The following is a 20,819-nucleotide window of genomic DNA, read 5'->3' as shown; positions in this document are numbered from 1 at the left end:
AGTGAATGGCAAGCTATCCAACTGGTGTAGAGAACCATGGAGGGTTCCTGCGCATCTGGTTCATTTACCAGGGTAAAAGAGTAAGGGAAAGTCTTGGGGTGCCGGATACACCCCGGAACAGGAAAATGGCAGGAGAATTGCGCACAACGGTGTGCTATGCAATCAAAACAGGAAATTTCGATTACAGCAAGCAATTCCCTGATTCGCGTAACGTTTTCAAATTTGGAGGAAACCGTAAGCCAGTCACCTTAAACGAGCTGTCCACGAAATGGATGGAACTTAAGGAGATGGAGCTTTCAGTCAACGCCATTTCAAATTATAGGGCATCATTCAGGAGCGTGTTTGAGGTTCTTGATGGCGATAGGCTGGCGAACAGTGTTACACAGGAAGATCTTCTGGTTGCCAGAAAGCAATTGATGGAGGGGTGGCAAAGGCCGAGAGGAAGGACGCACATCCCTAAGGCTGGAAGGAAGGCAACAACCGTAAATGGATACATGCTCCGTCTATACAGCATGTTCGACTTCGGGTTATGCAATGGATATCTGGAGAAAAATCCGTTCCAGGGAATCTCACCTCTAAAGCAATCACGACCAGATCCGGATCCACTTACAAAAGAAGAGTACCAGCGGATACTCAACTGCTGTCCGACAGAGCAGATGAGGAACATGATCTGCTTCGCTGTGAACACGGGCCTGAGGCATGGAGAACTCAACGCCTTAGCATGGGAGGATGTTGACACTGTAAACTGGACCGTGAAGGTTACGCGGGGAGAGGCTCTGGCCAATCACTTCGCGCCGCCTAAGACTGAGGCTGGAGTAAGAACAATTCATCTGACACAACCCGCGATAGAGGCGCTGAAAAACCAGATGCCACTTACCAGAATGGGAATTCAGCATGAGGTAAAAATTAACCTCAGGCAGAACGGTGAAACCAGAAAGGACTTGTGCACATTCATTTTTTCACCGCACCTGACTGCCAAAAATGGAAAAGTCACGCATTGGTACGTAAACGGATCTCTAAACAAAGCATGGGCGATTATTTTAAGGAAGGCGGGTGTCAGGCACAGGAAAGCTTACGAGACGAGACATACATATGCGTGTTGGGCATTGAGCGCTGGTGCCAACCCAAGCTTCATAGCCAACCAGATGGGTCACGTTTCTGCGCAGATGATTTACACGGTGTATGGAAAGTGGATGAAGGAGAACAATCTGGATCAGATGACTATCATGAACGCCGGATTTGGCAGGAATACCCCATACATGCCTCACAACAAAACCGCATTAACGCATCCTACTGATTTAAATAGCTAACTAGCTAGCAAGCCTGACTCTGCAGACGGAAAAGGATAGCGGCCTTGTTGGGAAAATACTGGTACAGCGATCCAATACTGACGCCCGCCCGTTCGGCCACGCGGGCAGTGGTAAAGCGCGTGGCACCTTCCTGCTCCAGAACCTGAGTCGCCGCCTGCAAAATGGCTGCCACCAGCTCACTGGATCGCGCCTGCTGCGGCTTTTTTCTTTCAGAAATCTTAGCGTTACGTTGTGCGGCCATCGTCTGCTCCTGAACGCGAATAGTGAAATGCGAGTAATTCATCGTATTCTGTTCCTGACGCAAAATCCATCTTCTGATGCAGGAAAACGATGATGAACACCCTGACTTCCGCGCCGCTGGCGCCGCTGCTTAACTATTTATTTGAGCTGGCGGATAACATGGCGCATCCCACCAATGAAGCGTTTCGCGTGATGTCCGATGAGGAGCAAACGCGTCTGCTGCAGAGCAAAACCGATTACCGCGAACTTTACGGTCATTTAAAAGATGTGCCGCTGGCGGTCTCGCGGGAAACCGGCAAATTGCTGTATATGCTGGCGCGCAGCAGCCGGGCGCAGCATATCGTTGAGTTTGGTACTTCGTTTGGTCTCTCCACCCTGCACCTGGCGGCGGCGGTGCGCGATAACGGCGGCGGCCGCATCATCACCAGCGAGTTTGAACCGGGCAAAGTGGCGCTGGCGCGCAATCATTTTGCCGATGCTGGCGTCAGTGACCTGATTGAAATTCGCGTGGGCGATGCGCTGGACACGCTGAGTCAGGACCTGCCAGCCAGCGTTGATATGCTGGTGCTGGATGGTGCGAAGGCGATCTATCCGGAGATTTTGCAGCTGGTGCAGCCCTGGTTGCGTCCGGGTGCCCTGATTGTGGCCGATGATGCCGATTTCAGCCCGGAGTATCTGGAAATGGTGCACGGCAACCGCCTCTATACCTCGCTGCCGTTTGCTGATGGCGTCGAAGTTTCAATGTGGCTGGGATCGCCGCATAAAGGCGCTTAACAGCGTCACATTTATGTTATATCGTTACAATCCCGTGCTCTGATTGAGGTTGCTGCAATGAAGGTTACCGTTCCACTGTTAGTGATTGCTTTTGCTTCGGCGAAAGCGGGGGCATTTCAGGCGAAAATCGATCCGTTAAAGCTGGCGCTGAAACCGGCTAACGCGCTCGCCAGCACCGATCAGGCGCAGCCGCTGGCGATTGCCGAAGCGCATGCGCGCCTGGCGGCGGCGGTGAGCGGCTGTCAGTGTCCGTTCTGCACCCAGATGCGGCTGGTGAATACCGGATTATGATGATAGGTTCGTCGCCGCACAGCCCGCTGCGCGGCGACGCATCAGTCAAACCATGGCTGGAACGGATCCGGCAACTGTGCCCAGCCGTCTGGCCCCAGCGCCATCTCCTCATCGGTCAGTAACGCATGGTGCAGCTGCTGACGCAGCACGGTTTCATCCATATCGATACCGATGATTACCAGCTCCTGCCGCGCATCCCCCGTGCCTTCATGCCAGTTTTCGCGGATGTAATGCAGCGTCTCTGCGTCCTGCGGCCAGCGATCTTCAGGCACGCAGGCCCACCACATCCCGGCCAGCCCCTGCCGCGTGACGCCGCCGGCCTGCGACCAGGATCCGGCGTGACGCGGGCGGGTTGCCAGCCAGAAATATCCTTTCGACCGCACCACGCCCTGCATGTGCTGCGTAATCACCTGGTAAAAACGCTGCGGATGGAAGGGACGACGCGCGCGGAAAACAAAGCTGCGGATGCCGTACTCTTCAGTTTCAGGCGTGTGCTCGCCGCGCAACTCTTTCAGCCAGCCGGGGGCCTGTGCCGCAGCATCGAAGTCAAACAGGCCGGTATTCAGTACCTGATCAAGCGCCACCTGACCAAACTGCGCGCGAATAATCCGCGCACGGGGATTGAGCGAGTGCAGAATCGCGGTCAACCGTGCCTGCTCCGCCGCATCAATCAGGTCGGTTTTGTTGAGAATCAGCACATCGCAGAATTCAATCTGATCGATCAGCAAATCGACTACCGTGCGCTCATCTTCCTCGCCGAGCGATTCGCCGCGCGAGCGGACGCTTTCGCTGGAATCATAGTCACGCAGGAAATTGTAGCCATCCACCACGGTCACCATGGTATCCAACGCCGCCACGGCGGACAGGCTTTGCCCCTCTTCATCGGCAAACGTAAAGGTTTCCGCCACCGGCAACGGCTCAGAGATGCCGGTAGATTCAATCACCAGATGATCAAAACGCCCCTCTTTTGCCAGCCGGTTGACCTCCAGCAGTAAATCTTCGCGCAGCGTGCAGCAGATGCAGCCGTTGCTCATTTCCACCAGCTTCTCGTCGGTACGTGACAACGCCGCCCCGCCCTCGCGCACCAGCGCGGCATCAATATTCACTTCCGACATATCGTTGACGATCACCGCCACGCGGCGGCCTTCGCGGTTGTTGAGAATATGGTTAAGCAAAGTGGTTTTTCCGGCGCCGAGAAAGCCAGAGAGTACGGTGACCGGCAGCCGCCTGAAGCCGCCGTTTGTGGATAAAGCTGACATAATCACTCCTGAATAATGACATCACGCGCACCTCAAGGGGTGCTGATATTGATATGTTATAACATAACAATATGCAGTGTCATGATCGTCGTGCACTTTTTGTGGGGATTTTGCCTTTCAGGGAAAGCGAACAGCGGGCCGGGCGCCCGCTGCGGGCAATTACTGGTTGTCCGGATAGCTCAGTTCGATGGCATCGTCCGGCAGTTGAGTGAAGGTTTTCACGAGGGTATGGAAATCCGCCACCGGCTTGAGATCGTCAAACTGCTGCGGATAGAGATCCTTCGCGAGGATTTCCATGCCGATAATATTGTACGGGTGATTGTAGAAGTGATGATACACCCCATACACGCGCCCCTGCTTCACCGGCGCGATTTGCGCCAGACCGGTACGCTGCAATAACGTCTGGAACGTGGCACGCACTTCCTGCGGTTGCACGCCGTAACCAAACGGCAGCACATTGCTGTTTGGCCGCTTCGAACCGGTCATGATGTAAACGTCCGGTTTCATGGCGATGATTTTTTCCAGCGCGACAAAGCCGGCATTGCCTGGCAGCAGTGCCGAACCAATATTTTTGCCGCCGACCGCTTCTACCAGGCCACCCCAGCCATTATGGCTGTGGGTAAAGCAGCAGTTATCGCTGTTACCGGCAATGGGTTCGATAAATACCGTGGGTTTGTTTTTGACCTTCGCAACGGCTTGGGTGATGCGGTCGAAGCGCTGCTGGTAAAAATCGGTGTAGGCTTTGGCTTCGCTTTCGCGGTTCAGCACTTTGCCCAGTAGCGTGACGCTCGGGGCGGTGTTTTGTGCCGGATGCAGTTCATAATCGACGAACAGCACCGGGATGTGCAGGTTGTTCAGCGTGCTCAGCACGCCGGATTGTTCCAGCGCCGGCTTAGCGCGCAGCTGCGCAATCATCAGATCCGGTTTCTGCGCCAGCACGCTTTCCAGATTAACCTGGCCCTGATCGCTGAAGCCCATATCGACAATTTTTGTCGCTTCAGGCCAGCGGCGCTTTAGCATATCCCAGGTTTGCGTATCCTGCTTTTTCGGCAGATTGTTCCAGGCCACGACACGTTTAAACGGATTGTCGCGATCGAGCAGCGCCAGCGTCAACACATCGCGCCCATCCTGCAGAATGATGTGCTGCGGTTCTTTGCTGATTGTTTGCGTGTGACCATCCATGTCGGTGACGGTGAGCGGATAGTCAGTCGCGCAGGCTGCGGTTGAGACCAGAATCCCCATTGCCAGTAACAGGCGCGTTTTCATGCCAAAACTCCGTGGTAAAAGAAATAGTTATTATTATCAATTACCTTAACACAACCTTAATCACGGCAAAATAAACCCGACGGCACGCGGTTGTAAGCGAATAATACGGCGCCGGGAGCCCGCCGCATTACGCTGTAGCGAAGCAACGGCTCAGGTGAAATCAGACAATTTTTGCCCGGACGCGATCAGCTCCTGCAACAGCATCTGTCGGCGTTCCGCCGGGGTATCACGACTGACCATAAAGCAGATCGCCGCGACCGCCTGGCCGCTGCGCGAGCGAATCGGTGCAGCCATACAGCAGGTAAAGCTTTCGGACAGACCTTCGGTCATGCAGTAGCCCAGCTGGCCGGCTCGGTGAATCTCTTCAAGGAAGGTCTGCTTATCGAGAATCTGACCGCTGGCCAGCCGGTAATCCTCCTCCGGAATCAGGTCGAGGATGGCGCTGTCCGACCAGTTACTCAGCAGCAAACGACCGGTCGCCGTCCAGGTGATCGGCACGCGCACACCGATATCAGAGGTGATCTTGAACGGATGGGCGTTGCTCTCCGACAGCACCACGGTGTATTTGTTACCTTCCAGCATACACAGCTGGACGGTTTCGCCATGACGCGCCACGATCTCAACCATAAGCTGATGTGCACGACGGATTAGATCGTTGTGGGCCATGTAGTCCGCACCGTAATAGTGCATTTCACGACCGAAAAATACGGCACCTTCCGCATCAAGCTCAACCAGACCCGCTTCACTCAGCAAACTGACCAGTTCATAAATACTGGAGCGCGGTGCACCGGTCGCTTCGATTAAATCCCGCATCGCCATAGGCTGACGCGCGATATGCAGCTGGCGAAAAATATCAATAACCCGGTCAACACCGCGTGCCCGGGACGTTTTTTCATCCGGCATACGCTCACTCCCCTGTCGTTATGGTGCTACTCATCTGCGTTTAAAAAGAGCTGCATGATACACCCGGCAAACGGAATTACCCATCCCCACAATAATAAAAATCTTTCCGGCGACTTTATTTATCATGCGCTATTTTCGGGCCCCATTGTGGCGCATAAAAAGGATGAGCCTCACTGTTAATTTCGATAGCGGTCACATTTCCATTCAAAAAAATCAGGCACTGGATTTTATTTTGCGATCGCACCAGCACGGCAAAAAATTAATTGCCGATTGGCATATTGCAAAAAAGCAACAGCTGTGCAAATCTCGTCCTATCCGGTATTGCAGATAGCAGTCTGGTATATCAGACAGAAACAGAAGTGTGCAAAGGAGCAGAAAGACATGACGATCAAACGTTATGGCATTGAGGGCGGTACCGGTACCGGCGGGCAAAAATTGCCGTTCGCCCGCGCCGTTGAGGCCGATGGCTGGCTGTATATCTCAGGCCAGACGCCGATGCGCGACGGCGAAGTAGTAGAGGGCGGCATCATCGAACAGACACAGTTAGCGTTCGACAACTGCCTCACCATCATGCGCGAAGCGGGTTATCGCGTGGAGGATGTGGTCCATGTGACAGCGGTGTTGACCGACGCGCGTTATTTCAGTTCTTTCAACAAAGTATTCAGTGAGATATTCAGTGGTCATCCACCGGCGCGTATTTGTAGCGTGCAGGATTTAGTGGTCGACTGCAAAGTCGAAGTGGACATGAAATGTTTCCGCGCCGATCGTAAATAAGTAATACCGTTCAACCAGGCTGCGATGTTCATTTTCTTCGCCAACACCAGGCCAGCCTGATATTAATTAGTGCATTTGCTTTTTCAAAAAAATAACCCGAAATACGCGGTTCGGCCGCTGCGCTGGCGATCGTCTATTAAACGGGTGATGCGGAATAACGCCGTCTCGTCAAACATTTAAAGAGAGCATAAAGATGAATGCAACATCGCTGAAATTAAGTGCCAAAACCGTGGCCGGTGCGCTGGTCTTGCTGGCGATAGCAGGCTGTACGCCCACCGAAGAGAAAAAAGAGACTGGCGCAGCGCCACAGTCGGCGCTGCAAACCGTGCTGCAGCGCGGCACATTGCGCGTCGGTGACTGCCTGAGCTTCGCACCGTTCGGTTTTTATGACAAAGACGGCAACCCGGATGGTTACGACGTTGACCTGGCGAAAGCGCTGGCCAAAGAGATGGGCGTGAAGCTGGAAATGGTCAACACCACCAGCGCTAACCGCATCCCTAATCTGCAAACCAACAAAGTCGATGTGGTGTTTTGTAACTTCACCCGCAATCTGGAACGTGCCAAAGAGATTGGCTTCACCCATCCGTACGTAGTAGCCAGTGAGGCAATGCTGGTGCGCAAAAACAGCGGCATTCAGTCTGCGCATGACATGGCCGGCAAAACCATTGCCACGGTGAAAGGCTCGACCAATGGCGACGAAGTGCGCAACCTCGGCATCGACGTGAAAATTCAGGAGTACGACTCATCCCAGGCGGCGATTCTGGCCGTCAAACAGGGCCAGGCCGATGCGATGATCGAGGATAACAACTTCCTCGCTTACCAGGCGAAGCTCGATCCGTCACTGGCCGTGACCAACGAAGCGCTGGTACCACTGGAGTACAACGCCTTTGGGGTGAAACAGGGCGACCAGGTATGGACTAATTACCTCAACGAATTCCTGTTTGAAATCAACGCATCCGGTGAGAACGCCCAGCTGTATGAGAAATGGTTCGGCAGCAAACCGCGTTATCCGCTGAATCCGCAATACTGATTGTCCGCCCACGGTGCAGTCGCACAGGCTGCGCCGCCTGAAGGAGTCATACCATGAGTTATCAATGGCTAACCCTGTGGCGTTACGCCGACACCTTTCTGGAGGCCGCGTGGCTCACGCTGCAGGTTACCCTGCTGGCGTTCGCGCTGGCGGTGGCGCTCGGTCTGCTGGCCGCACTGGCGAAATCTTCACCGCTGGCGCCGCTGCGCTGGATCAGCCACTGTTATGTTGAGTTCATCCGCAATACGCCGGTGCTGCTGCAAATTTTCATCATCTTTTTTGGCCTGCCGTCGCTCGGTATCACCATGAGCGCCTTTACCGCCGGGGTGCTGGCGCTGGGGATTAACGTGGGTGCCTATTTGTCAGAAACCTTTCGCGCCGGTATTCAGTCCGTGGCGAAGGGCCAGCTGGAAGCGGCGTATATCCTCGGCATTCCGCGCCACCAGATTTTCCTCAGCGTGGTGCTGCCCCAGGCGGCTCGCGCCGTCTGGCCGGCGATCATCAATAACCTGATTCAGCTGCTGCTCGGTACGTCGCTGCTCTCGGCGATCGCCCTGCCGGAGTTGACCGGCACCGCCACGGTGATCAACGCGCGCACTCTGCTTTATATCCAGACCTTCAGTGTCGTTGCCCTGGTGTATCTGGTGCTGAGCAACCTGTTTTCATGGCTTGGCACCGTGGCCGGACGCCGGCTGTTCCACCCGCCGCTGGTGACGCCGGTAAAAAAGTCCGGCTGGCGGTGGGCAAAAAAATGGCTGATTAATCCAGTGAAACGGGAGAATGCGTTATGAGCGAACTTATCATCAGCTCGCTGCCAATCCTGCTGAAAGGGCTGGTCATCACCTTACTGCTGTCCATCGCCGCTATCGCCGGCAGCACCCTGCTCGGTTTACTGGCCGCGGTGCTTCGCACCAGCCGTCTGCCGATCGCCAGAGAGATTGCCGTGCTGTACACCGAGCTGTTTCGCGGCACGCCGGTACTGATCACCCTGATGTTCATTTACTTCGGCGTGGCCTATTTTGGCTATGAAATCAATTTGTTCGCCGCCGGCATTCTGGGCCTGAGCATTTATCAGGGCGCTTACATTGCTGAAGTGTTCCGGGCCGGCATTGAAGCCGTGCCGAAAGGGCAGTGGGAAGTGTCGTGGATCCTCGGATTATCAAAACGCCAGACGTTTCTCAGCGTAGTGCTGCCACAAACGCGCGGCATCGTACTGCCGCCGCTGGTGGGTCAGTATCTTTCACTGATCAAAGATACGTCAATTGTCAGCATGATCGGCATGTCGGAGCTGATGCACCAGGGGCAGGCGATTGTCGATCGCATTGGCCAGCCGGTGGTGGTTTACGGCCTGGTCGCCCTGCTCTACTTCGCTGTCTGCTTTCCGCTTTCCCGTTGGGTTCAACATCATCAAACCAGGAGCCAGTTATCATGAGCAAATCCGCCATTACGCTGAGCCGTATTACCAAATCCTTTGGCGCAACTCAGGTACTGAAAGAGATCAGCCTGGACGTGTCGCCGGGCGAAGTGCTGGTGCTGATTGGCGCCTCCGGCTCGGGAAAAAGTACCGTGCTGCGCATTATGAGTGGTCTGGAAACCGCCGACGGCGGCGAAATCTGGGTCAATGAAGTACCGCTGCACGACCGTAAACGCAGCAGTGAAATTTGCGGCCACGTCGGCATGGTGTTTCAGCAGTTCAACCTGTTCCCGCATAAAACCGCACTCGGCAACGTGACGCTGGCGCTGATTAAAGCGCAGAAGCTGTCCGAAGCGGAAGCGAACAAACGCGGCATGGCGGCGCTGACGCGCGTTGGCCTGGCGGAGCGCGCGCATCACTATCCGGCTCAGCTTTCCGGCGGGCAGCAACAGCGTGTGGCGATTGCCCGCGCGCTGGCGGTCGAGCCGAAAATCATGTTCTTCGATGAAGCCACCTCCGCGCTCGATCCCGAACTGGTTGGTGAAGTGATGGAAGTGATGCGCAGTCTGGCACGCGAAGGCATGACCATGGTGGTGGTGACGCATGAGATGGGCTTTGCGCGTAAAACCGCCGATCGCGTGGTGTTTATGGACCAGGGGGTGATCGCCGAACAGGGTTCGCCGGAGCAGATTTTTGTTAATCCGCAGAATCCGCGCACCCAGCAGTTTTTGTCGCGCGTGCTTGAGCACTAACAGGAGGCAGGATGTCGATTCACTTCCCTTTGCAGGCCGACGGCGCGCTGGATGCGCTGCAGCCTGCGCCGCGTTTTAAATCCGTGGCCGGAACGGGCAATCAGCCGCTGGCTAACGGCACGCCGGTGTTTAACAGCCCTGAAGTTTTTTCACCGCTGATGCTGATGAAACAATCGGCGCTGGAGAATAACCTGCGGCAACTGGCGGCGTTCTGCCAGGAGAACGGCGTGATGCTGGCCGCGCACGGCAAAACCTCGATGTCGCCGGCAATTCTGCGCCGTGCCGTCAGTGAAGGCGGTGCCTGGGGCCTGAGCGCAGCGACGCCGGCCCAGGTGCGCGCGCTACGCCAGTTTGGCATCCGCAACGTGTTTCTCGCCAATGAACTGGTGGATCCCGCCGGGATCCGCTGGATTGGCCAGTGGCAACAGCAGCATCCCGACCACGGCTTCCTCTGTTATGTGGATTCGCTGCAGGGCGTAAAACTGCTTGAGCAGCATCTCGGCGGCGCGCAGATCGCCGTACTGCTGGAGATGTCGGTCAGCGGCGGCCGCACCGGCTGTCGCTCGCCGCAGGCTGCGCTGGAAATCGCCCATGCAATCCATGATAGCCGCTCACTGCAGCTGGTGGGTGTGGCCGGTTATGAAGGTGCGCTGGGTGCCGGACGCGATGCCGCAGGCGTGCAGCGGGTGAAAGATTACTGCGAGATGATGATCGCGACCGCCGCGCTGCTGGCTGAACACCAGCTGTTTGCCAGCGGGGAAATTATTCTCAGCGCCGGCGGTGGCGCGTGGTTTGATGTGGCCGCGGCCTGCTTCAGCGCGGCACAGTTGCCGCTGCCGGTCACGCCGCTGATTCGATCCGGTGCGTACATGGCACATGACAGCGGCTTGTATGCACGCATTGCCCCCTTTGCGCAGCCGGGTGCAACGCACCATTTCAGCGCCGCACTGGAGATCTGGGGCCGCGTGTTATCGCGTCCGGAGCCGGGGCTGGCCTTTGTCGATTTCGGCCGGCGCGATGTGCCGTTCGATCAGGATCTGCCCAATCCGCTGTGGATTCGTCAGGCGGACGGCAGCGCACCGCGCGCGGCTACGCATTTGCGCATCACCGACGTCAACGATCAGCACGCTTATTTGCAGTTACCGGCGGACGATCCGCTGCAACCGGGCGACTGGATTGGCTGCGGCATTTCCCATCCCTGTACCGCATTTGACAAGTGGCGTTATTTACCGTTGGTGGATGATGACTATTGCGTCACCGATTCACTGGAAACCGCGTTCTGACGCTTTTTCAGCCACAAAAAAGGCTGCCAGTGCTGGCAGCCAGTTCTGGCACATCCCTGTGCGACCATGCGGGTCGGCGTTGTGCCTTCAATGAACACATAATAACACAGATTATAATTAGCAGGCTAGTTATTTGTTGCCAGCGCCAGCTTCACCGCGTCCTGCGCATGGATTAATGTGGTATCGAACAGCGGCACCGCCGCATCCTCCGCTTTAACCAGCAGCGTGATTTCGGTACAGCCAAGGATAATGGCTTCAGCCCCTTGTGCCACCAGCTGAGCGATGATGTCACGGTACTGCGCGCGTGATTCTTCACGGATCACGCCGAGGCACAGCTCCTGATAAATAATGTCGTGCACCGTTTTACGTCCGGTAGCGTCCGGTACCAGCACCTCGATGTCATATTGCTGCTCAAGGCGCCCTTTATAGAATTCCTGCTCCATGGTGAACGCGGTCGCCAGCAGACCGACGCGTTTCACGCCGGCCTGACGAATGCGTTGTGCCGTGGCGTCAGCGATATGCAGCAGCGGAATGCGGGTGGCCGTGGTGATCTGATCGGCGACTTTGTGCATGGTGTTGGTGCACAGCACAATGAAATCCGCCCCGCCCTTCTCCAGGCTACGGGCGGCTTCGGCCAGGATTTCACCGGCCTGCTGCCATTCACCGGCGACCTGCAATTTCTCAATTTGCTGAAAATCGACGCTGTACATCAGGCTGCGCGCCGAGTGCAGTCCGCCCAGCTGTTGCTTTACCTGTTCATTGATGATGCGGTAATAGAGCGCGGTGGATTCCCAGCTCATGCCGCCAATCAGGCCAATCATTTTCATCAGTTACCGTTCCCCACGGAAATTAGCTCGTCTGGCACTGTACGGTATTCAATGAAGGCTTGAAAGCATCGCGGCGCTGAACCGCATCGCAGGCACAAAAAAGCCCGGGATAACCCGGGCTAAGCACGTTAACGGAGAAAAGGATTGTTATTATTTGTACAGCTCAGCAGTCATGTCCACGCCGTTGTCTGCGCGGGCGCTGGTGATTTTGTAGCTGTCCGCACCACTCGCTTTAGCCTGAGCGGCAACCTGGGCTTCAGCGCTATCCAGCGTGCTGCCGTGAACGGAGATGCTTTCAGCAGCGAAGCTACCGAAAGAGATCATAGAAAGAGCAGCAACAGCAGCGATGGTCAGAGTTTTTACGTTTTTCATGGTCATATTCCTTCAATGTTTGGGTCAGAGCTGAATGCTCTGCATGGGAGTTATAGTAACCATTGTTATTATTATCGACCTAACAAAAAATGCGATCTTAATCACACTATGTGCGGTTTTGCTCTGCCAGCGGCTGCGGCCAGCGCGCGCCAGGAAAGAGCGACAGACGGATATTGAACAGATGGAACAGCGGCGCAAACAGCGCATTTTCCTGCTGCGCCGCCGCCTCCAGCCGCAGCAGTAACACATCAAGCTCATGCAGCAGCGCCGGCGATGGCGTGCTGTCCAGCGTTTTCAGCCGCTGCTTAAGAAACTGGCTCAGCTCGTGAAACATGGCTGCGCTTTCTATCTGGTTCGCCAGCAGCAGGTGCCGATGACGGGTGTAATAGTCATAGCAGTTAGCCCCGAGCCAGGCTTCCGCAATCAGGTTACCGCCCGCTGCCAGTTCCGGTGCCGGGTCGACACGTTTACGCGGCAGAATCACGTTTACTCTGTCCAGCGTGCGTGCGACAAATTGCTGCCGCGCCGTCAGCGTGGCGGTGTTCATGCGCAGCGCGGTAATAAACTGCAGCAGATCGCGAATGCCTTTACGCAGCGCGCGCGTGGCCGTCCACGCCGGGCGTTTGTTGCGAATCAGCAGCGTCAGCACCAGCGCAACGGCAATGCCCACCAGCGTGGAGATCATGGCATTCACTATAAGCTGCAAATCGGGTTTGAAATGGTGGCTCATGCCGATCAAACCGGGGATCTGCGTGGCGACGATGAGACCAATCAGGTTGGTGGACGGATTGGCGATCACCAGCCCTAAAGCAAACAATCCCGGCGCGAGGCAAATCACCAGCGCTTCAAACGTCACCGCCTGCGGGATCAGCAGCGTGACGTAAATCAGACTGATCGCCATGGAGATCAGTACGCCCTTCAGAAACAGCTTCATCGGCGCGATGGGGCTATCCAGCCCGGCGAAGAACGAACACAGCACCGCCGCCATCATCGGCGCGGTTGAACCATCACGCCAGCCGCTACCGATCCAGAACAGGCAACTGGCAAAGGTGGCGATGAAGGCAGTAAAGCACGACAGCAGCAATAGCCCTTTATCGACATGCTTGTGCGCGCGTGACGCCTTGCCCGGTTTCACCGCTGGCGTCCAGTCACTGACGCGCTCGCTGACGCTGTGGTAAGCATCAGCAATACGGACAAAGTTGAGTAACCGTTCCAGCAGACCGATGAGCAAAATGCTCTCTTCACTGTTAAGCCGCCCTGCGCGCCAGGCCTGCTGCAGCTGTTCCTGAGCGTCGGTGAGGCGATCGCGCACCGGCTGCTGCACATCACCGTTCAGCCATTGTAAAAATTGCTGAAAGGCCGTCGCGACATAATCGGGAAAGCGGATCTGCTGCTGTGCCAGCAGATTCAGACGCGATTCAATGGCGGTGAGCGTCGGGATAAGGTACGACAGATGCTGATACTGCACGCTGACCAGCCGCACCAGCCGCCGCGCGGCATCCCCTTCATAAACGCAGTGGGTGATCAGCGTTTCGACGTTAAGCGGATAGTTGGCCATCTGCACCAGAATATCCTCGCGCTCCAGCGATTTTGCCGCAGGCATCGCCGTCATCAGCTCGCTACACAATTTACGCGCGATCTGATACCACAGCCCTACGCTCTGTTCGAGCAGATGGCGCATCGAAACCGGGAAGATCAGCCGATGCACCAGGCTGCTGCAGACAATCGCCACGGTGATTTCCTCAATGCGGGAAATTACCGTATAGGTAATGGCGCCGGGCGAGGTCACATCGGGAAAGCCCATAATGGCGGCGCTGTAGCCGGCCAGCATAAAGACGTAACTTTTTGGCGTGCGGTCGTGCAGCGAGAGATACAGGCAGACAGCAACCCAGAGTGAAATACACAGGCTGAACAGCATCGGCGACTGGACCGTAGCCGGATAGATCAGCAGAGTAAACAGCCCGCCCAGCACGGTGCCAAAAAAGCGAAACACCGATTTGGACACCGTCGAAGCGGAATAAAGCTGCGAGGCAACATACACGGTGGTCAGTGACCAGGCGGGTTTGTCCAGGTTGAGTTCCAGCGCAAGATAAAAAGCCAGAAAGGCGGCCAGACAGGTTTTGGCAGAGAACAGTACGGCGCTTCGGGAAAACCACTTCATAGAACGGGAGCAACCTATAGCAGGCAACGTTATCGCTTATCCTGACAGAAGCCTGCGGCGTTGACATTTTGATTTGTTATACAAATTATTACCGTGCTAATTATCCGGTTCTCTATGCAACTTGCCCATTACAGTGAATGCTGATGCAGGCTGGAATTAGAGTTATAAGCGATATTAAAAAGTTATTTATTGGTTATATAACAACTTTGCCAGGATGTAGGAAAAACCACGAGAGACGTCCCATGAAAGCACAACGTTTTGCCCTGAGCGCACTGGCACTCAGCTTCGGCCTGCTCGCCACGCACGCCTTCGCCGCCAACCCGGAAACCGTCACCATCGGCTATCAGAAAGCCAACATTTTTGCGCTGCTGAAATATCGCGGCACGCTGGATGAGACCTTCAAAAAAGAGGGTATTGCGGTGCGCTGGGTGGAATTCCCCGCCGGCCCGCAAATGCTGGAGGGGCTCAACGTGGGCAGTATCGATCTGGCCGCCACCGGCGATGCGCCACCCGCCTTCGCGCAGGCGGCAAAAGCCGATCTGATTTATCTCGGACATTCACCCGCCAACCCTAAAACCGAAGCCATTGTGGTGCCGAAAGACTCACCCATCAAAAGCGTGGCCGATCTCAAAGGCAAACGCGTTGGCCTGAACAAGGGTTCAGACGTCAATTATCTGCTGGTGAAAGCGCTGGAAGATGCCGGGCTGAACTATAAAGATGTCACGCCGGTTTACCTGCCGCCGGCCGATGCGCGCGCCGCCTTCCAGAAGGGCGCAATCGATGCCTGGGTGATCTGGGATCCCTACCTGGCTGAGGTCGAAGCCAACGCAGGCGCGCGTGAAGTGCGCAACGCCGAAGGTCTGGTGCCGCACTACACCTTCTATCTTGCCAGCCGCCCGTTTGCCGAAAACCACCCACAAACGGCTAAGCAGGTGGTTGACGAGTTGAGCAAGCTGAGCGACTGGGCCAATCAGCATCAGGATGAAGCCGCCGCGATTCTGGCGAAATCCACCGGTCTGGATAAATCCATCTGGCAGACCACGCTGCAACGCCTGCCTTATGGCGCGTCACGCATGTCACCGCAGGTGTTTGCGGAACAGCAGGCGCTGGCGGACACCTTCACCCGCGTCGGCCTGCTACCGGTGAAGGTTGATGTGCGCAGCGCGACCTGGTCGCTGGATAAGAACTAACCCCTCTATGTTCTGGCGATTAAGCGCCTGACCTGAAGCGGAGTAAGCCTGTTTTCTACGGCCGGACGGTAAGTTACCGCATCCTGAGGGCAAACTTATCGCCCTCCGCTTAACCTTTCACAATGAAGATATGCCGGCTCACCTGATCACATCGACCGGTACCTGACGTTAATTCAGCTGATTTTCAGCTTAAACAGCCGATTCATTGCCACCCGGCCTGAATCGGTTACGTTGACTTCACGGTATCCCTGTATACGCTTTACCCATTCTTTTTGCAGGAAAAGCGTAAACAGGGCTGAGCCCGCGTCACCGCCGAGGTGGAAACGCCTTTCACTCCAGTCCAGACAGGGGCAACAAGGCTTGCGCCGTGTGCGGGAGTTAAGTAAAACGCCCACGTTCTCAAAATGGATTTTGCCGGCTGATGTCAGTCCCGAACCCTCTGCTTCCAGCCAGTTTTCCCTAAGCATAAAGTCATAAATTTCGACAGCAAGCTCGCCTGCCAGATGGTCATAGCAGGTGCGTGCATAACGCAGATGAAGCGGCGTACTGGAAACGGGGGCCTTAATGGTCCCCATGGAAACCCCCATCAGGTTTTCCAGCAATCCGGCGATAGGATGGCCAGCCAGACTGTAATAGCGATGACGACCCTGCATCATGCAAATGACCAGACCGTTGCTGAGGAGTCGGTTCAGATGCCCGCTGGTTGTCGATGCTGCTATGCCAGCCACTACGCTAAGTTCGGTCGCTGTCCATGCGCGCCCGTCCATCAGCGCGCACAGAATAGCCACCCTTGACGGGTCTGCCAGCGCAGATGCCACCATTGCCATTGATGTTTCAAGGACATTATCCGGCTCACTTTCGCGCGTTTGGTTAACAAGGTTCATTCAGAAGCTACTGCCCATTTTCGGGTTACTTCGGCTGCCCGGACATCATCATCCGTAATGAGAATGAGCCGGTTATGGTGGTCGCTGTACTGTACCAGAATATTGATGCCGTTCCGGGCAAGCGTGTCAGCGATTTCGCCCAGCTCTCCGGGACGTTCCTGCGCTAATTTTCTGACCAGAGGACGACAGAGGTTGCCGACTTCAAAACCGGCTTCAGTTAATACCGTGCGCGCTTTATTACCGTCTTCAACCAGAAAGTGTGCATGTCCGCCTTCCGGTGTTGTAAATACGCCACCCCCTTCAAGACCCACACCGTTTTTCCCCAACACACTCCCCAGTAAACCCAGCGAGCCCGGGCTATTTTTGAGAATAACGTGAATGTCATGCATGCGGATTGGTTCCCTTATCAGAAGAGTAATCACGGAATACGCTGGCTACCCGTATTCTGTAGAATGAAAAAATCGACTGCCTGCCTTCTTGCTGCGCGGCCTGATGCATCACATTGCGTTTCCATCCGGCGACAGCATCCTCATCTTCCCACCAGGACAAAGAGAGGATCTTGCCGGGCGTGGTCAGGCTCTGGAAGCGTTCTATGGAAATAAATCCGGGCGTGTCGGATAAAAGAGGCGTCAGCTCAGAAGCAAGTTGAAGATATCGCTCCTGAGCTGCTGGCAGGGCTTCTGCCTCAAAAAGTACTGCAATCATGGTCCGCTCCTTCGTTAATTTTCAGACAGCTTAATGAAGACAAAGCCATGTTGCTTCGGCCGGTACCGAAGTGTCTGTGTCAGCGAAGCCATCGGCATGAAAAAGCGATAAACAGCAAACGCAGAAGTTAAAAGGCGGGAATATGGAACCACTGGCTATGACCGCTTCTGATACAAAGCGGATTCATATACACTTCGATGTCTGGTATAAGCGAAAAACAGACATTACAAGCAGTTTTGGACTGAAACCCTAATGGCTTCACAATAATGACATCAATACTAAAATTTATGCTTATCCTGGAATGGAGTTATACCTCTGAACATAAATATAAGAACCGCCCAGGCAGCTGATATCGATGGCATGTTTCATGTCAGAATCTCAGTTATCGAGAATCATTTAAGTCGTGAGGAAATGCAGCGAATCGGGATTACCGAAAACGTAGTAGCTGATTTGATTGAAAAGAGTTGCTGTGCATGGGTTGCGACTGATAACGAAAAAATTATTGGTTTTTCTATGATTTTACCTGATGAAGGCTGCCTTTTTGCTGCCTTTGTTCTCCCGGAGTACGAAGGCAGGGGTATAGGCCGCAGGCTTGTTGAAATCGCGGAAAAGGAATTATTCAGGCATCATGAGATTGCCTGGCTTGAAACTGACAAACAAAGTCGTGCAGCAAAATTTTACATACAGCTCGGCTGGGGCAATAAAATTGACATCAATGACACAGATATCAGATTAGAGAAACATCGCTGAGTGAAATCTACAGCAATATTCATTGATGTCGGCTCCTGGCACAAAGCGCGCCGTCTGGTCAGGTTAGAAACTATTTTGCCCGGTCAATGCTGACCTATAGGCATCACCCCAAAGCCGACATTCCAGGCTGGACTTGTCTACTTCAAGGCAGAGATCGACATCCGCGGCGAATCCACGTTGCATCAGCTCTATTGCAGACGAACACTCCCGTAGAAGCACCAGGTTTTGCTTCTGGTAATGCTGCCAGACAGCCACCGCAGCCTCTGCTTCTGGTGAGCAATTTTGACGCCCCATTGCAGCGATAATTCCGCCAGCAGCCACATAATCCTCAATACCGGGGCGAAGGCTCCCATCGGGCCAGCGTTCCGCAGGGAATTACCAGCACACGGCCGAAGGAACGGCAGGCATTCGCGGTCGCAGATATGTTTCTGAAACAGCCGCTCAACACTGCTACTCCTGCATCCCTTGCTTTGAATGAAACGGCTGAACCGTTAGGCGATGGAAGGATCAGTTTTTCACCCTCGCTTATGTTTCTTAGCGAAGCCGGCGATAGGCTGTAACCTTCACCGCTGAATCGTCTGTCCGGACTCGCTGTGCTGGCTCCCATTTTCAAACCATATTCAATAGCAGAAGCATCTTTCCAGGGGTACGGATAGACACAGGCACCATTATTGACAGCCATACTGACGCAAGTTGAGAACGACATAACGTCAACAATGACAGCGCAGTCGACTTCCCCGGCAAGATGCTCTACCGCAGGCAGGCCCCACTCAAGACGAACCGCAAATTTTTCCTGACTGAACCATTGCACGAGGCTTTCTCCGTTATTCCCACGCCCTGTTTTGCATCACCACCCGGTACCCGTCGGGATCGACGAAGGTTTGCCCATTCACATCCCAGTAAGGATTGAAAGAATTCGTCCGTTTAAAACCCGCTTCAACCATGCTTTCGCATGCCAGCTTCCATGCATTTTCATCCGGATAATAGAGGACGAGGAGATCGTCTTCGGTTGGCGAGGGTATAACGGGATGTCCCGGGCAGCAGGTGAATTCGAGGTGCCAGTCGAGGTCTTTTCGCCCCAGCATCACGCCATTGAAACCGTCGTGATCGTGGAATTCGGCAATTTTTTGCAGATCCAGTCCCTGACTAAACATCAGCACCGATCGTTCAAGCTGGGTGACGGGTCTGGCAATGCGCATGTGCGTAAACATCTGGCTAGACTCCTGAAAACGTTTTTCTGGGTGCTGTTAACCAGGTAGAGTTTACACATGATCGGGTTGGTCATTTGTCGATGAGAGCCTGCGCAACCTGCCCTGCCCGCGTTGTGCGCGTCTGGCTATGCTCCGCGCCGTTATAACCCGAATGGCAGCAACGGTTATTCAGGTTTCCCGATCGGTGCGCTGCGCAGCGGGCGACAAATCAGGGTCATGGCAACGGCGCTGCACAGGGGAAACAGCGCCAGCAGCAGCCAGGGATGAATAGCCTGCGTTGAAGGGACAAGCGCGTTGTCCAGCAGCGGTCCAAACATTAAATTTCCGGCCAGCACCGCGAAGCCGCCGGCGGTGGCAAGGGCGCCGTAATGTGCACCCAGCGTCGCGGGGTCGGCAAACCGGGGAATCAAATCTTTGGCCGACGGCACCAGCAGCATCTGGCCGAATGTCAAAAACGTCACCAGACACACCGCAGGAATTAACCGCAGCCAGCCGTCAGGCGGCGCGGTTGACGCGAACAGGGCCACGCTGGCAAACGCGGCGGAGAGCAGCAAAAAACCCACCGGTAAAACTTTTACCGTCCCCACGCGTCGTGCAAAGCGCGCCAGCGGCAGCTGAAAAGCAATGATCAACACCGAGGCCAGCATAAAGAGCGGGCCGAGATCTTTCTCGCTGCCGCCTGCCCGCCGAATCTCCACTGGCAACGCCAGATACAGCTGGTTGTAGCTCAAAAGCCACGAGCTGTAAGCCACGATGAAAGCGACAAAACGCGGCTGGCGGAAGGTCATCCACCAGGGGACAATTTTTAGCGCCTGTTTGCTGTTACCTGTAGCAGGGAGAAAAAAGTACAGGACAATCAGCGCGATGACAAAGACCGCGGCCCCTGCCAGTGCCACCTGGCGGAAACCGAATCCGGTCAGCAGTGCGCCAGCCACCGGGCCCAGTACGGCACCGAGTTCGCCGCACACCGCAAACAGCGCAAACCACTCCGCGCGGCCGCGCTTGCCTTGCGCCTCGCTTTGCGTTCCCGCTTTGGCCAGCAGCGCTTCAATTGACGGGGAAAACAGCGCACCGCCGATGCCCGTCAGACAGGCACCCAGAATGATCGGCCACAGCGATTGCCCCAGCGCCAGCAACAGATAACCCGTAATCCGGACCAGACAGCCACACAGGATAATGATCTTTGCGCCGTACCGGTCAGAGAGCGCCCCACCGAGAAGAAACATCCCCTGCTGGGAGAAGGTGCGTAATCCCAGAATCAGCCCGATAACGCCGCCGGAGAGCAACATATCATCGCGTAAGAATATCGCCAGAAAGGGAACGACCGCGTAAAAGCCAATGTTGAAAACAAACTGGCTGCCCAGCAAAACGCCCGGGCGCAGGGTAGAGACAGGACGCAGCGAGAACGGAAGCATGCTACCTG

The 20,819-nt window shown here is 55.3% G+C and carries 22 protein-coding genes and 2 pseudogenes; 11 read left to right on the top strand and 13 right to left on the bottom strand.

Annotation, left to right across the window (positions count from 1 at the left end; genetic code table 11):
- Positions 1-5 precede the first annotated feature (5 nt).
- Complete coding sequence (locus ABVR31_RS21640; protein ID WP_372774502.1) at positions 6-1,310, top strand: Arm DNA-binding domain-containing protein; 1,305 nt, start codon at positions 6-8, stop codon at positions 1,308-1,310.
- A 16-nt stretch (positions 1,311-1,326) separates the two neighbouring features.
- Here the strand turns inward: ABVR31_RS21640 and ABVR31_RS21635 are convergent.
- Positions 1,327-1,551, bottom strand: a pseudogene (locus tag ABVR31_RS21635) (helix-turn-helix domain-containing protein); the annotation flags it as partial.
- 92 nt (positions 1,552-1,643) lie between these two features.
- Here ABVR31_RS21635 and ABVR31_RS21630 point away from each other — a divergent pair.
- Together ABVR31_RS21630 and ABVR31_RS21625 are read left to right on the top strand one after the other, a co-directional pair.
- Positions 1,644-2,324, top strand: a complete 681-nt coding sequence (locus ABVR31_RS21630) for an O-methyltransferase (RefSeq protein ID WP_372774758.1) — start codon at positions 1,644-1,646, stop codon at positions 2,322-2,324.
- Between the two features lie 57 nt (positions 2,325-2,381).
- On the top strand, positions 2,382-2,615 hold the full coding sequence (locus ABVR31_RS21625; protein WP_058775550.1) for a hypothetical protein: 234 nt from the start codon (positions 2,382-2,384) through the stop codon (positions 2,613-2,615).
- Positions 2,616-2,656: 41 nt separating this feature from the next.
- Here ABVR31_RS21625 and zigA read toward each other — a convergent pair whose 3' ends face one another.
- The 3 genes from zigA to ABVR31_RS21610 form a co-directional block, all read right to left on the bottom strand.
- Complete coding sequence (zigA, locus tag ABVR31_RS21620; protein WP_058775549.1) at positions 2,657-3,874, bottom strand: zinc metallochaperone GTPase ZigA; 1,218 nt, start codon at positions 3,872-3,874, stop codon at positions 2,657-2,659.
- A gap of 159 nt (positions 3,875-4,033) precedes the next feature.
- Complete coding sequence (locus tag ABVR31_RS21615; RefSeq protein ID WP_222952267.1) at positions 4,034-5,140, bottom strand: ABC transporter substrate-binding protein; 1,107 nt, start codon at positions 5,138-5,140, stop codon at positions 4,034-4,036.
- 150 nt (positions 5,141-5,290) lie between these two features.
- On the bottom strand, positions 5,291-6,043 hold the full coding sequence (locus ABVR31_RS21610; RefSeq protein WP_010615761.1) for an IclR family transcriptional regulator: 753 nt from the start codon (positions 6,041-6,043) through the stop codon (positions 5,291-5,293).
- Positions 6,044-6,424: 381 nt separating this feature from the next.
- Between ABVR31_RS21610 and ABVR31_RS21605 the strand changes: the two genes are divergently transcribed.
- The 6 genes from ABVR31_RS21605 (at position 6,425) to ABVR31_RS21580 (ending at position 11,296) form a co-directional block, all read left to right on the top strand.
- Positions 6,425-6,817 (top strand): RidA family protein, encoded by a 393-nt coding sequence (locus ABVR31_RS21605; RefSeq protein ID WP_021508748.1) that lies wholly within the window; start codon positions 6,425-6,427, stop codon positions 6,815-6,817.
- 193 nt (positions 6,818-7,010) lie between these two features.
- The gene (locus ABVR31_RS21600; protein ID WP_141495762.1) at positions 7,011-7,847 is read left to right on the top strand and encodes a transporter substrate-binding domain-containing protein; all 837 of its coding nucleotides are present in this window, start codon (positions 7,011-7,013) and stop codon (positions 7,845-7,847) included.
- Positions 7,848-7,900: 53 nt separating this feature from the next.
- Complete coding sequence (locus ABVR31_RS21595; protein ID WP_021508750.1) at positions 7,901-8,638, top strand: amino acid ABC transporter permease; 738 nt, start codon at positions 7,901-7,903, stop codon at positions 8,636-8,638.
- Positions 8,635-9,279 (top strand): amino acid ABC transporter permease, encoded by a 645-nt coding sequence (locus ABVR31_RS21590; protein WP_021508751.1) that lies wholly within the window; start codon positions 8,635-8,637, stop codon positions 9,277-9,279. Before ABVR31_RS21595 ends, ABVR31_RS21590 begins: the two co-directional genes overlap by 4 nt.
- Positions 9,276-10,013, top strand: coding sequence for an amino acid ABC transporter ATP-binding protein (locus ABVR31_RS21585; protein WP_021508752.1), 738 nt, complete (start codon positions 9,276-9,278; stop codon positions 10,011-10,013). Before ABVR31_RS21590 ends, ABVR31_RS21585 begins: the two co-directional genes overlap by 4 nt.
- Before the next feature lie 11 nt (positions 10,014-10,024).
- Complete coding sequence (locus tag ABVR31_RS21580) at positions 10,025-11,296, top strand: alanine racemase (protein WP_372774497.1); 1,272 nt, start codon at positions 10,025-10,027, stop codon at positions 11,294-11,296.
- 125 nt (positions 11,297-11,421) lie between these two features.
- Here ABVR31_RS21580 and ABVR31_RS21575 read toward each other — a convergent pair whose 3' ends face one another.
- From ABVR31_RS21575 to ABVR31_RS21565, 3 genes are all read right to left on the bottom strand, one after another.
- Positions 11,422-12,123 carry an aspartate/glutamate racemase family protein gene (locus ABVR31_RS21575; protein WP_058758684.1) on the bottom strand — a complete coding sequence of 234 codons (702 nt, stop codon included), beginning with the start codon at positions 12,121-12,123 and terminating at the stop codon, positions 11,422-11,424.
- 150 nt (positions 12,124-12,273) lie between these two features.
- On the bottom strand, positions 12,274-12,495 hold the full coding sequence (locus tag ABVR31_RS21570) for a YdgH/BhsA/McbA-like domain containing protein (RefSeq protein ID WP_010615756.1): 222 nt from the start codon (positions 12,493-12,495) through the stop codon (positions 12,274-12,276).
- Positions 12,496-12,601: 106 nt separating this feature from the next.
- A complete protein-coding gene (locus ABVR31_RS21565) occupies positions 12,602-14,656 on the bottom strand; it encodes an FUSC family protein (protein ID WP_288422293.1) in 2,055 nt (684 codons plus the stop codon).
- A gap of 242 nt (positions 14,657-14,898) precedes the next feature.
- On the opposite strand from ABVR31_RS21565, the gene ABVR31_RS21560 reads away from it, so the two are divergent.
- Entirely contained in the window at positions 14,899-15,846 is a 948-nt protein-coding gene (locus ABVR31_RS21560; RefSeq protein ID WP_222952261.1) for a sulfonate ABC transporter substrate-binding protein, read from the top strand.
- A 173-nt stretch (positions 15,847-16,019) separates the two neighbouring features.
- Here the strand turns inward: ABVR31_RS21560 and ABVR31_RS21555 are convergent, their stop codons facing one another.
- The 3 genes from ABVR31_RS21555 to ABVR31_RS21545 are packed head-to-tail and all read right to left on the bottom strand — an operon-like array spanning position 16,020 to position 17,435.
- Positions 16,020-16,730: a helix-turn-helix transcriptional regulator gene (locus ABVR31_RS21555; RefSeq protein ID WP_288422291.1), complete on the bottom strand. Its 711-nt coding sequence runs from the start codon at positions 16,728-16,730 to the stop codon at positions 16,020-16,022.
- Positions 16,727-17,119 carry an amino acid-binding protein gene (locus tag ABVR31_RS21550; protein WP_166710657.1) on the bottom strand — a complete coding sequence of 131 codons (393 nt, stop codon included), beginning with the start codon at positions 17,117-17,119 and terminating at the stop codon, positions 16,727-16,729. Before ABVR31_RS21550 ends, ABVR31_RS21555 begins: the two co-directional genes overlap by 4 nt.
- Positions 17,112-17,435, bottom strand: coding sequence for an antibiotic biosynthesis monooxygenase (locus ABVR31_RS21545; protein ID WP_288422290.1), 324 nt, complete (start codon positions 17,433-17,435; stop codon positions 17,112-17,114). The genes ABVR31_RS21550 and ABVR31_RS21545 overlap by 8 nt, the downstream gene beginning before the upstream one ends.
- Before the next feature lie 315 nt (positions 17,436-17,750).
- Between ABVR31_RS21545 and ABVR31_RS21540 the strand changes: the two genes are divergently transcribed.
- Complete coding sequence (locus tag ABVR31_RS21540; protein WP_031279940.1) at positions 17,751-18,185, top strand: GNAT family N-acetyltransferase; 435 nt, start codon at positions 17,751-17,753, stop codon at positions 18,183-18,185.
- A 63-nt stretch (positions 18,186-18,248) separates the two neighbouring features.
- Here ABVR31_RS21540 and ABVR31_RS21535 read toward each other — a convergent pair.
- From ABVR31_RS21535 to ABVR31_RS21525, 3 genes and pseudogenes are all read right to left on the bottom strand, one after another.
- Positions 18,249-18,996: pseudogene (locus tag ABVR31_RS21535) on the bottom strand (2-phosphosulfolactate phosphatase).
- 13 nt (positions 18,997-19,009) lie between these two features.
- Entirely contained in the window at positions 19,010-19,396 is a 387-nt protein-coding gene (locus tag ABVR31_RS21530; RefSeq protein ID WP_309784386.1) for a VOC family protein, read from the bottom strand.
- A 164-nt stretch (positions 19,397-19,560) separates the two neighbouring features.
- Positions 19,561-20,811: an MDR family MFS transporter gene (locus ABVR31_RS21525; protein WP_372774493.1), complete on the bottom strand. Its 1,251-nt coding sequence runs from the start codon at positions 20,809-20,811 to the stop codon at positions 19,561-19,563.
- Positions 20,812-20,819 lie beyond the last annotated feature (8 nt).

It is taken from the genome of Pantoea sp. WEP (genome assembly GCF_041678305.1).
GTDB lineage: Bacteria > Pseudomonadota > Gammaproteobacteria > Enterobacterales > Enterobacteriaceae > Pantoea > Pantoea dispersa.
This window is presented reverse-complemented; position numbering and strand designations above follow the sequence as displayed.